This is a genomic window from Ruminococcus sp. 1001136sp1_2201st1_G3_2201SCRN_220225 (assembly GCF_040924365.1).
In the GTDB taxonomy this organism is placed as follows: Bacteria; Bacillota; Clostridia; order Lachnospirales; family Lachnospiraceae; genus Blautia_A; species Blautia_A faecis.
Genome location: NZ_JBCOME010000003.1, coordinates 73,649 through 86,167, shown reverse-complemented (window position 1 = coordinate 86,167; position 12,519 = coordinate 73,649). Strand labels below are relative to the sequence as shown.

General features: G+C 43.9%; 12 protein-coding genes. All 12 read left to right on the top strand.

The features are described from left to right. Positions 1–10: 10 nt before the first annotated feature. The gene (locus AB5642_RS02135) at positions 11–469 is read left to right on the top strand and encodes a YhcH/YjgK/YiaL family protein (protein ID WP_118577900.1); all 459 of its coding nucleotides are present in this window, start codon (positions 11–13) and stop codon (positions 467–469) included. A 74-nt stretch (positions 470–543) separates the two neighbouring features. Then, complete coding sequence (locus AB5642_RS02130; RefSeq protein WP_368356822.1) at positions 544–630, top strand: DUF6783 domain-containing protein; 87 nt, start codon at positions 544–546, stop codon at positions 628–630. Continuing rightward, complete coding sequence (locus AB5642_RS02125; protein ID WP_118577901.1) at positions 627–1,178, top strand: ECF-type riboflavin transporter substrate-binding protein; 552 nt, start codon at positions 627–629, stop codon at positions 1,176–1,178. The genes AB5642_RS02130 and AB5642_RS02125 overlap by 4 nt, the downstream gene beginning before the upstream one ends. A gap of 290 nt (positions 1,179–1,468) precedes the next feature. After that, entirely contained in the window at positions 1,469–3,193 is a 1,725-nt protein-coding gene (locus AB5642_RS02120; RefSeq protein ID WP_215661178.1) for an ABC transporter ATP-binding protein, read from the top strand. Continuing rightward, complete coding sequence (locus AB5642_RS02115) at positions 3,183–4,013, top strand: energy-coupling factor transporter transmembrane protein EcfT (protein ID WP_195991945.1); 831 nt, start codon at positions 3,183–3,185, stop codon at positions 4,011–4,013. The genes AB5642_RS02120 and AB5642_RS02115 overlap by 11 nt, the downstream gene beginning before the upstream one ends. A gap of 325 nt (positions 4,014–4,338) precedes the next feature. Next, positions 4,339–4,563: a hypothetical protein gene (locus tag AB5642_RS02110; RefSeq protein ID WP_148461356.1), complete on the top strand. Its 225-nt coding sequence runs from the start codon at positions 4,339–4,341 to the stop codon at positions 4,561–4,563. A gap of 422 nt (positions 4,564–4,985) precedes the next feature. After that, entirely contained in the window at positions 4,986–6,209 is a 1,224-nt protein-coding gene (locus AB5642_RS02105; protein ID WP_237925610.1) for a M28 family metallopeptidase, read from the top strand. 12 nt (positions 6,210–6,221) lie between these two features. Further along, positions 6,222–6,758 (top strand): hypothetical protein, encoded by a 537-nt coding sequence (locus AB5642_RS02100; RefSeq protein ID WP_118577906.1) that lies wholly within the window; start codon positions 6,222–6,224, stop codon positions 6,756–6,758. A 104-nt stretch (positions 6,759–6,862) separates the two neighbouring features. Beyond that, positions 6,863–7,603 (top strand): LytTR family DNA-binding domain-containing protein, encoded by a 741-nt coding sequence (locus tag AB5642_RS02095; protein WP_187565354.1) that lies wholly within the window; start codon positions 6,863–6,865, stop codon positions 7,601–7,603. Positions 7,604–7,805: 202 nt separating this feature from the next. Further along, positions 7,806–8,027 carry a hypothetical protein gene (locus AB5642_RS02090; protein WP_118577908.1) on the top strand — a complete coding sequence of 74 codons (222 nt, stop codon included), beginning with the start codon at positions 7,806–7,808 and terminating at the stop codon, positions 8,025–8,027. Positions 8,028–8,471: 444 nt separating this feature from the next. After that, entirely contained in the window at positions 8,472–9,401 is a 930-nt protein-coding gene (gene cysK, locus AB5642_RS02085; RefSeq protein ID WP_368371426.1) for a cysteine synthase A, read from the top strand. A gap of 479 nt (positions 9,402–9,880) precedes the next feature. Next, positions 9,881–12,421 carry a leucine-rich repeat protein gene (locus tag AB5642_RS02080; protein ID WP_237925608.1) on the top strand — a complete coding sequence of 847 codons (2,541 nt, stop codon included), beginning with the start codon at positions 9,881–9,883 and terminating at the stop codon, positions 12,419–12,421. Positions 12,422–12,519 lie beyond the last annotated feature (98 nt).

Genomic DNA, 12,519 nt, shown 5'->3' with positions numbered 1-12,519 from the left:
AGGATTTATCATGATTGCAGATTACGCAGACAAACTGAATACATATGAGGAATTTAAAGATTACGCTGACATGGTTCAGCAGTTTATCAAAAAACAGAAAGAGGAGAACCTTCCAGAAGGCAGATACGACCTAAAAAACGGCATTTTTGCCTTGGTTCAGAAATATACCACGAAGTCCCTGGATGGTGCACAGATGGAATCCCATAAGAAATACTGCGACCTTCAGTACATTGTAGAAGGCACTGAGAAAATTTACTGGGCATCTCTTCGCAAGCTTACCGTAGAGGATGACCGCACCCCGGAAGCTGACATTATTTTCTATAAAAGTGGTCCGGAGCAGGGATACACTCTTCTGGAGGCTGGAATGTTCGGCTTCTACGCTCCTGAAGACGGTCATATGCCCTGCATCGCCGTAACAGAAGCCCAGCCCGCAACGAAAATTGTGTTTAAGATTCCGGTGAAAGGCTGAAATACTGTGGATTCAGATTGACAAGCTCTTAATAAAGCGTATACTATAGCGTGTTAGAGCCTGCTTGAAAAAACATTCCCGCAAATTGTGACGCACATCTTGCAGAAAGCCTTTATCAAACACGCTCTAGTAAGACACATAGTAGGAGGAAAGAGCTATGAAAAACAACAATAGTATCAAAACCGTAGTTGCTATCGGTATCGGTGCAGCACTGTTCTTTGTGCTGGGACGCTTTGTGGCGATCCCTAGTCCGGTTCCGAACACAAACATCAGTCTTCAGTACGCAGTACTTGGACTTCTTGCAGCAATGTATGGCCCGGTTGCAGGCGGACTCATTGGTTTCATCGGACATACACTGATCGACCTGTCCTGGGGTGGAAGCCCATGGTGGAGCTGGGTTATCACATCTGCATTTGTAGGTGTTGTGATCGGTCTGTTCGCCAAGAAGCTTCAGGTTCAGGAAGGCGATTTCGGAAAAAGCAAAGTTGCCGTTTTCACAGTTGCAAACGTGATCGCACATGTTGTAGGATGGGTAGTTGTTGCACCTGTACTTGACATTGTAATCTATGCTGAACCGGCAAACAAAGTATTTGCACAGGGTGCATTCGCCGCTGTTTCAAACACCATCACAGGTGTTGTAGTCGGCGGTCTTCTGATCCTGGCTTATACAAAAACAATTGCAAAGAAAGGCTCCCTGGATCAGGAATAAGTTGAAAGGGAAATTTGTAAAAGACCTTGCTATGGGGAAACTTGTGGCAGGGTCTTTTTTGATGCATAATTTTATTGGATCCAAAAAGTAAATTTCGCAAGATTTATGCAAAATAAGATAAACTTTGGTAAGAAATTTTATTGTGGATTTAAGAAATTCGTGTTATCCTTTTGAGATGGTGTAAGGTGTACACTTATAGAGATGCAAATTGTTAAGTGGTTCTGAAGCAGTCACATTGTTTACAAATTGACGATGGATTCGCTTCAGGATATTTGATTTTGAGGTACTATATGACAGAGAAAAAATCTCCTATTATTTCTTTCAAAAACTTTTCTTTCCAGTACCGGGCACAGAAAAAGCCTACGCTGAAGGAAATTAATCTGGATATTTATCCTGGCGAGCGGGTGTTGATCGCAGGTCCTTCCGGCTGTGGAAAAAGTACTCTGGCAGGCTGCATCAATGGCCTGAATCCTTTTTCCAATCCAGGAGAATGCAGCGGGGAACTTATTGTGGATGGTGTGGATGCGCCGAAGAGCAGCATTTTCCAGCTCTCTGCACATGTAGGTACAGTGCTGCAGGATCCTGATGGTCAGTTTATCGGGTTGACGGTTGGCGAGGATATTGCCTTTGCATTGGAAAACAGCTGCATGCCGCAGGATGAAATGCATGAGATCACCCGTCACGCGGCAGAGCTGGTCGGAATTCAGGATCATCTGGATTACGCGCCCCACGAGCTTTCCGGAGGGCAGAAGCAGCGCGTCAGTCTGGCGGGGGTAATGGTGGATCAGGTGAAAATCCTGTTGTTCGACGAGCCATTGGCCAATCTGGACCCGGCTACAGGTAAGCAGACTATTGAGCTGATCGACGAGATTCAGGAAAAAACAGATACTACGGTGGTGATCATTGAGCATCGTCTGGAGGATGTTTTGTGGCGAGATGTGGACCGTATCGTTCTTATGGGCGATGGAAAAATTCTGGCAGATCTTCATCCGGATGAGCTTTTGTCCACCAGACTTCTGGAAGAAAATGGAATCCGGGAGCCCCTTTATCTTACTGCACTGCGTTATGCAGGTGTGGAACTTGCTCCTGCGAAGAAACCGGCACATGTTGATTCTGTTGTGATAGATAAGGCAGACCGGAAGAAAATGACAGACTGGTTCTGGTCCCGCCCGGCAGCAGAGGCTGAGAAAGAACATGAGCCGCTGCTTGAAGTTAGAAATCTTACCTTTGGTTATGAGAGAGGCAGTCAGACCTTACGTGATGTTTCTCTTACAATCCACAAGGGTGAAATGGTCAGCATTGTAGGGAAAAACGGTGCCGGGAAATCTACTTTTTCCAAACTGGTCTGCGGCTTTGAGACACCAGATTCCGGTGAAATTCTTTTCCAGGGAAGGAATCTTCTGCAGGAAAATATCCGCCACAGAGCCAAACATATTGGCTATGTGATGCAGAATCCCAATCAGATGATTTCCAAGACCATGATTTTTGATGAGGTGGCACTGAGCCTTCGCAATATGGGAAAAAGCGAGGAAGAGATTCGGGAAAAAGTGGAGGAAACTTTGAAAGTCTGCGGACTTTTCCCATTTCGGAACTGGCCGGTATCGGCGCTTAGCTTCGGGCAGAAGAAGCGTGTGACCATTGCCAGTGTGCTGGTGCAGGATCCGGAACTGATCATTCTGGATGAGCCGACTGCGGGACAGGATTTTCGCCATTATACAGAGATTATGGAGTTCCTTCGTGGGCTGAATGAAAAAGGGGTAACAGTTGTGATGATTACCCATGATATGCATTTGATGCTGGAATATACGCCCCGGGCACTGGTTTTTGCAGATGGCAGGCTGATCGCGGATAGAAGCGCGGCAGCAGTTCTTTGTGATCCACAGCTGATCCGTCAGGCGGCACTGAAGGAGACAAGCCTTTTTACCCTGGCGAACCAGCTGGGAATCAGTCCGGCGGAAGAGTTTGTGCAGCGTTTTATTGAGGAGGACAGGGAGGTGCGAAGCCATGGCCGCTAAGACAGTGTTGAATTATCTGCCAAGGGAAAGTGTGATACACAAGCTGACAGGTACCACCAAACTGGCGTTTTTCCTGCTTTTTACTTTTGCAAGTATGATTACTTATAATACGTGGGTACTGCTTGGGCTGTTTGCGGTGAGCCTGGCGGCGTTTAAACTGAGTAAGATTAAGTTCCGCGAAGTGCGGTTTATGATGATTTTTATGCTGGTATTTCTGGTGTTGAATAATCTGTTTATTTTCCTGTTTGATCCTAACCAGGGAACGACGCTGTATGGCACCAGACATGTGCTTTGCCACCTGTTCTGGCGGTATGATCTGACTGCAGAGCAGCTGTTTTATATGGTGAATATTTCTCTGAAATATTTTGTTGCGCTGCCGGTTGCGATCTTGTTTATTTCTGCAACGAACCCAAGTGAGTTTGCTGCTAGCCTGAACAGTATTGGAATTTCCTATAAAGTGGGTTATTCTGTGGCGATTGCGCTTCGATACATTCCAGACATTCAGCGTGACTACCACAGCATCAGCCAGGCTCAGCAGGCAAGGGGCGTAGAACTTGGAAAAAACGAGCACTTTTTTGCCCGGTTGAAGAATTCGGTGAATATTCTTCTACCGCTGATCCTCACCAGCCTGAATCGGATTGATACTATTTCTAATGCAATGGAGTTGCGTGGGTTCGGAAAGGATAAGAAGAGAACGTGGTATATGAAGAGACCTTTTGAGAAAAGGGACTTCGTGGCAATTGGAGTTGGCGTGCTGCTGCTGGTAGTCAGCATGACGGTGACGATACGGTGGGGGAGATTTTATAATCCGTTTGTGTGAGGAAATTGAATAATATGAAAGATATGAGATGGCTGTGCGAGGGGGCTCGCATGGCTATTTCTTTTAAAGTAAATTAAGGAGTGTACATATTATATTTGGTTATTTGTGGGGGGAGACAGATATAAAAAGAAGCATGACTGTCAAGAAGGAGATTGGATGCAATCTTTAAACGCACTATTAGTAAAACATTGGAAAAGGCATTCTATGGTCAATCATATGAAGTGAAAATTTTATGGTCCCTTCTTGTATTCTGAATTTGTGCGTGTTACTATGAACTTGTAGATATCTTTTGATCTGTGAAGCGTTTCCTGCGTAAGGAGGAAAAATGAGCAGAAAGCCACAGAACAAAAGAAAAAGAGACACTGCTTACCATCCGGAGCTGCATACAAGAGATGTGAACAGCCGTGAGATTTTCAAAAACGATACACTTGCCAGCCAGTTTTTGAGAAATTATACGAATATTCCATTGTTTGCGAATGTTCAGCCTGAAGATATCAAGGATGTATCCAGCAAATCAACTCTATTTACAGCAATGCGCCGGAAGCGATAAAAGAAATTTATAAGAAGATTTTATGGACTTTACTAATAAAGATGAATGTGCCCGTGGAATAAGCAAGAGAGATGATGGGCGAGATTGGAGGTCGTGGAATGGGTTATCTGTTTGAAAACATGGAGAAAATGGACATTTAGGCTGAAAGACGAAATACACAGAGAGAAAGAGAACGAGCAGAAGCGGCTGAAAAGCGGGCAGAAGCGGCCGAATTAGAAATTCAAAGACTAAAAAGAGAACTTGAAAAAAGAGCAAATGTAACCGAAAACTAAATTTAAGTAAGGGAAACAAATCACGATGAAAGGTATTAATACGTAAAATGTTATAAACTTAAGTGAAATTTATAAAAACAAACCTCCGGTTCTCAGGGACACTCTGAGAGCCGGAGATTTTATCTTCAATTCACAAAGGAGAAAACCATCATGAATTTATCCAATATTTTCGAATCCACCGATTTCGTCCACGCCAGTGGCACGAAGGAGGAACTGCAGGTTGCTGAATTTCTGAAAGCGCAGTGCGAGGCGCTGGGAGTGCCAGCGAGGCTGGAGGCTTTCCGGGTTGCTATGGGAGAGATTGAATCTGCGCATTTGTTTGCAGATGGGAAGGAAATCACCTGTAAGGCGTTTAACTGCTGTGGCAGCGGCAGCGTAGAGGGAGAGCTTTATTATATGCCGGGAACGGATCCTGTTTCCATAGCAGGTGCAAAAGATAAAATTGTACTGATGGACACTCAGGGAGTGGGATTTTTTGTTTACCAGGATCTGATGAAAGCAGGAGCAAAGGGAATTATTTTCCAGTACGGAAATATGTATTATCCAAATACAGATATTGACCAGCGCGATCTGCGCGAAGCCGTTGTAGGGGAAGAACGGAAAGTTCTTTGCGCCATGATCCATTCCAGCCAGGCAGTAGAACTGGTGAAAAATAAGGTGAAGAATATTCGCCTGGAGGTTTCCCAGAAAGAGTACGACGGAGAGTCCCACAATGTAATTGCAGAGCTTCCTGGCAGACGGGACGAGTTTATTGTGCTTAGTGCCCATTACGATTCCACTTCTTTATCCCACGGCGCTTATGACAACATGAGTGGCTGCGCAGGTTTGCTTGGAATTATGGAACAGCTGAAGGGAAAAGAACTGAACTATGGTCTTCGTTTCGTATTCTGCGGAAGTGAGGAGAGAGGGCTTCTGGGCTCTAAAGCATATGTGAAGGAGCATAAAGAGGAACTGGACAAAATAGTGCTGAACATTAATCTGGATATGATTGGAACTTACATGGGTAAATTTATCTCCTGTGTTTCCGCAGAGGATAAGCTGGCACATTATATATCTTATATGGCAGCAGAAATCGGTTTTCCAATTGAGGCAAAGACCGGAGTGTATTCCAGTGATTCTACACCTTTTGCAGACAGCGGAATTCCGGCACTCTCTTTTGCCAGAATTGCCAGCTCCAATGTGGCACCAATTCATTGCCGCTATGATGTGAAGGAGGTTATGTCCATGGAGCAGCTACAGGGGGATATTGATTTTCTGGTGAAGTTTACAGAACGTTTTGCAAATGCAGCAGTGTGTCCGGTTGCAAGGGAGATTCCGGAGAAAATCAAGAAAGAACTGGATGAGTATCTTGCAAGAAAAAGAAAAGAGCAGTAGGGGAGGCATCCTATGAGTTACATAACCACATACACAAGAAACCATTTCAATCCGGTTCATCCGGAGGCGGAGAAGATCGATATTCAGGATATTGCACATGCGTTGTCGCTGACATGTAGGGGAAATGGACATGTAAGTTCTTTCTGGTCTGTTGGGGAGCATTGTATTTGCTGTGCGAAGGAGGCTCTTGGGCGAGGGTATTCCAATCGTCAGGCGCTGGCTTGTCTTTTGCATGATGCCAGCGAGTGCTATATGTCAGATGTGCCCCGTCCGCTGAAGCAGGAGATGCCCAGATACCGTGAGGTGGAAGAGCAGCTGCTTCAGGTGATTTATAAGAAATTTCTGGGAAGCAGTCTGACTGATGAAGAAGCGCAGCGTCTGAAAGAAATCGATGATGATCTTCTCTGGTATGATTTAGAGGTTCTTCTGGAAGAGAAACAACCGGGGGATGCACCGAAGCTGCACTTTGAGCTGGATTATACAGTGCGGCCGTTTGTTGAAGTAGAGCAGGAATATCTGGAAATGTTTCAAAAACTGAGCGAATCATAAAAGACAGATTTTTACCCGGAGAATGCGGCATTTATTATGCAGAAATATGAGGGATGGCAGATTCAGAAACAGACCTCAGACAGATTCTATGGGAGGAACAACACATGAACCAGGAGATAAGAATAGCGGTTTGTGATGACCTTGCGGAAGACAGGGAGAATATCACCCGGCTGCTTTCGGAATACACAGACAAAAATAACCTATATGTGAAAATAGAAGAATTTTCTTCCGGGGAGGCATTTTTATCCTCAGATACATCCGTTTATTCACTGGTTTTTATGGATATTTTTATGAGTGGGATGAACGGTATGGAGACGGCGAAGAAGCTGATTTCAAGAAACAGCCGGGTGCAGATTGTGTTCGGGAGCACCAGTACGGAGTTTGCAGCAGAGGCCTTTGATATTGAGGCGCTTCATTACATGGTGAAGCCAGTGAGAAAAGAGAAGCTGTTTCACATTCTGGATCGCTTTTTTGACAGTGTCTACTCCCTGCGGACTGTGAACGTGAAAGTGGGACGGCTGGAGGAGAGCATTTACATTTCCGATATTCTGTATGCAGAAGCAGATGGAAAACGAGCGAAAATTCACACGAAAAAGGGCGTGATAGATGCTTCCATGTCTATGGCAGATCTGGAAAAGGTTCTGCCAGCCAATGAGTTTTGCCGCCCGATCCGGTGGGCGCTGGTTTCCATGAGGGAAATCGTGGCTATGCCTACGGATATTCTGAAGCTGTCGGATAAGACAGAAATCCCCATCAGTCGTCTTAAGCGAAAGGAAATCCAGGATGCTTTTGCAAATTATAGCTGGCGAAGTACGAGACGGCGCATGCGGGGCGGAATCCTGTAAAAGAATTTACAGACTACGTTATAATTATAAAAGGAAAAAACTTTATAGCGTGTTTGAAAAAAGGTTTTCTGTAAAATATACGTTATAATCTGCAGGCGAAACTTGAAACGAAATATTGAGAGAACGTTTCGGACATGTTATGATTTGGAAAATATGAAAAACCTTTAGAAAACATTTTTTTGAAAGCGGAGGACATCATACTATGGGAAAAATTATTAATTTATCAGCAGTACTGGAAAAAGAAGAGAAATTACAGCAGGTTGTAGATTACATGGAGGAACTGAAAGACCAGTTTTCAGATTTGATCCAGGAGTATGAGGATGATGGCGCAGATGTAAGGAAAGTCGATACACTGACTGAGGCTCTGGACGCGCTGGAAGATGCATATGAGATGGTCTGTGAAGTTGCTGAGGAAGAGGAGTGATAATTTATTTAAAATAAGGTACATTCAGCTAAAAACACGAAACAACACAACGTGTTAATTAGTACTGGGTGTACTTTTCTTGTATATTGTGGAGATTTTGTAGTGTATAGAAATCGTACAAGCGTCGCTACGCGACGGCTCTAATGTTACTGTGAACTTTGTTCACAAAAAACACCTCGCGGAATGTTACCAGTGAACAGTAACGCTCCAATCTATTTTCTTATATAAAATCCCAAAAACCTATTGACATAGTGGGTTAATAGTGGTAATATCCATTTAACGAATAAATAACCCAGTAAATCAATACGGAATATCGACAATTATTGCGAAGAAGCAAGCTGGCAGTTACTGGGGGCAGATACAGACATAACAGGCGGGCCGCCATACGGCGACATCACCTCGAATAAATGTAAAGCGGCCGCAGGCGCCGGGAAAGGAATGGATATGGCATACTATAAGGGAACACTTGGATTAATCGGAAACACCCCACTTGTAGAGGTTACTAATATTGAGAAGGAGCTTGGACTGGAAGCTACTGTTCTTGTGAAGCTGGAATACTTTAACCCGGCAGGAAGCGTTAAGGACAGAATTGCCAAGGCTATGATCGAGGACGCAGAGCAGAAAGGAATTCTGAAGGAAGGTTCCGTAATCATTGAGCCAACTTCTGGAAATACCGGAATCGGTCTGGCATCTATCGCAGCAGCTAAGGGATACAGAATCATCCTCACCATGCCAGAGACCATGAGTGTTGAGCGTCGAAACATTTTGAAAGCATACGGCGCAGAGCTTGTTCTTACCGATGGAACCAAGGGAATGAAAGGTGCCATTGCCAGGGCCAACGAACTGGCAGAGGAGATTCCGAACAGCTTCATCCCAGGACAGTTTGTGAACCCGGCGAACCCGGCAGTGCACAAGGCTACTACAGGTCCGGAGATCTGGAGGGACACTGAGGGAAAGGTTGATATCTTCATCGCAGGTGTTGGTACAGGCGGAACCCTTACCGGAACAGGCGAATATCTGAAAGAGCAGAACCCGAATGTGAAAATTGTAGCACTTGAGCCTTCTACCTCCCCGGTATTATCTGAGGGAAAAGCAGGTCCGCACAAGATCCAGGGAATCGGTGCCGGATTTGTTCCGGATGTTCTGAATACCAATGTTTATGATGAGATTTATAAAGCAGAGGCTGATGAGGCATTTGCCACAGCGAAGCTTCTTGCACACAAAGAAGGAATCCTGGTTGGAATCTCTTCTGGTGCTGCATTAAGCGCTGCAATCAAGTATGCGAAGAAACCTGAGAACAAGGGCAAAGTGATCGTAGCACTTCTCCCGGATACTGGTGACAGATATTATTCTACACCACTGTTTACCGAGTAATAGAGTCTATGGCTGGCTGCGTTCCGTGAAGAGCTTTTGGGCAGCGGAGTGGACAGTAATGCTTTTGTAAAATCTATGAACAATAAATAAGGAAGTGGCGTGATGCCAGTGAGGGCTGTCGTGTCTGATATGCGAAAGATGCATGTTGGAAGTGGCAGTCCTTTTTTTATTTCAGATTTAAATTTTGCAGAAAGCCTTTTTCAGACATGCTCTAAAATGTGTTTGAAAATTTATTCCATCAATCTGTGTACCCAAAGATTCATGACCATAATTTTCCATAGGTTTTTATATGCATAAAAAAAGCAATCTTGTGCATAAAAACCGTAACCTTCCTTAACATTATTGTTTCAAAAATTTCAATATGATATTCTTTTTATGAGAAAAAAGAGTGAATTTTCCTGATGAATTTTGCAGAAAACAGAGGATGCTGTGTTACCGTTTACAGGGAAATGACTGAAACAATGAGGGAGGAAGAAAGAGTGAAAAAACAAATTTCAAGATGTATCAAAATGCTGTTTCTGGGCATTATCATGTGCCTTGGCATGGCGCTGAGTGTACATGCAGACTCCGGTCAGTTCTTTAACTTTAAACCGGAAAAGTGGGATAAGGAAGGATTTTCCTGGACAGACAGTAAGGGACAGATCTGGAATGCCTATGAATATGGAACAAAGGGAGAGGCATTTATTAGTTCTGTAGACAAAGCGACTTCTATGGAATTGCAGTTTCCAAGTGTTGTATATAAAAATGGTGTGGCAAAGAAAGTAATTGGAGTAGGTTACTGCGATCCAGACAAAACTAATCCGTACGAGGCATATTATAGCTTCACTTATGGCGGGAAAAGCAGTGACTATATGTTATATAAGGTGATTCTTCCTGACAGTGTATGCTGTGTACTGAGAGATGCGTTTTATAATCATAGGGGAATAGCGGCAATTCAGCTTCCACAGAACCCTACATTATCCATTGGATACAGAGCTTTTGCTGGTTGTACAAATCTTCAGATCGTATATTTTAATGCAGCAGTGGGAAGTGCTCAGCCTGTAAAAATAGACGAATGGGCATTCCTGGGTTGTGATAAACTGGAAGAAATAACACTTCCACCAACGGGAGCATACAATGAAATTGATGGGGAGGCTTTTAAAGGCTGTGTTAATCTGAAAAGAATTTACAACGCCCCTTCCTATCTGGATATGGGAGACGAGCAATCTGTGGAGGAGGTTTCCTTTGCGGAAGGTCTTACCTATATAAATGGAATTGATACAACTGAGTGGACAAAATGGGATGAAGAGGGAGAACCTACAGAGGGACATATGGTAAATATTAAAACTCTGAAAAAAGTAACACTTCCATCTACTCTGAAAGAAATTGGCTCTGAGACATTCACAGATAATAAAAACCTTACAACCATAAATCTTCCAGATGGTCTGACAAGAATCGGAAGTTATGCATTCAAGGGATGTACCGCCCTTACCGGATTTACTTCTCTTCCGGCAAGTGTAAGCGGAGGCATTGAAGACGCTGCATTTATGGGCTGCAAGAACCTTCATCTTGAAAATGTATATATCCATGGAACAGACAGCCTACATTATCAGTTCGCTGACAGTGGTATCGTAAGCATCCGTGTTGGTTCTGATGTGAAATCCATCTGGGACGGCTCCTTTAAGGGTTGTACAGATCTGCAGTCCATTACGGTAGATGCAGGAAACTCCATCTTTTTCTCAAAAGATGGTATTCTTTATGACAAAGTTTACAAAACCTACGGTGGAGAGGTTATAGGCAATAATATTTGTTGCTATCCTGCAGGAAAAAGCTGGGCAGGAAGCTATACACTTCCGTCAGATGTGGTTCTGTTAAGCGGATTTGCCTTTGATTCCTGTAAATTTACAGAAATCCATATTCCGGCCCGGGTACTGGATCTGGATCGTGCAAGCCTGGCTTCCCTTGGGGATCATTCAAACTATTATGCCTTTGATTCCATCAAAGACAGCTGTAAATTATATGTTGTAAGAAATTCCTATGTTGATAATTATTTTAATGACCGTTATACTTTCTATTATGAGGATGGCGATGTGCTTCCGATTACCTATGATCTGGACGGTGGAACGAATAATAGCTCCAATCCATCCACTTTTGTAGGAGGAAACAGTATCAGTCTGAGCAATCCTACCCGTGAAGGCTATACCTTTGACTATTGGATGGATTGGTATGAGGATAAGATAGAGAATCCTTATACACCAACAGGGTCTGAATTAGTAAATGGTGTTAAATTTTATGCACACTGGACTAAGAACCCGGAACCGACCAAGGCCCCAGAGCCAACCAAGGCTCCGAACCCGACCAAAGCCCCGGAACCGACTAAGGCCCCGAACCCGACCAAAGCCCCAGAGCCAACCAAAGCACCAAATCCATCTAATGGCAACCAGAACACCGTAATTCCGTCCAAGCTTCCGAAGGTTACTGGAACCAAGGCCACCAATGTGCTTACCGATGGCGCCAAGATTTCCTGGAAGCGGATTGCAAGTGCAACCGGATATCAGATCACAATTTCCACTGACAAGAAATTCAAGAAGAAGGTAAAGAATTATATTGTCGAGGAAAATAAAAACAATGAACTGATCTACGGTTTGAAATCTGGAAAGACCTATTATGTAAAAGTAAGAGCAATCGCACAGGGCGGTGGCAAGAAGGCTACTGGAAAGTATAGCAAGGCTGTTAAGTTTACAACCTATGTTGTGCCGAAGGTAAAGAAGATCAGTGTAAAGAATAACAAGAAGGGCACGATCACCATTACGGCATCCAAGGTAAAAGGTGCTGCCGGATATGCGTTTGTGGTTACCGCAGATTCCAATCTTTATGATATTGTGGACATCAAGGAATCCAAAAAGAATACGGTAACTGTGAAGAACCTGACGAAGGGACATACCTATTATATACGTGCGTGTGCATATAAGCTGAACAAGCAGAAACAGAAGGTGTTTGGCGTGTACACAAAGAAAGCTAAGATTACAATCAAAAAATAAGAAATCAATTGTTGTATTTAGTTACCTGTAAAAAGTGCTGCTGGTCAGGTGACCAGCAGACAGTAATAAAAAAGGAACTGTGTTTACAACCGGAGAGA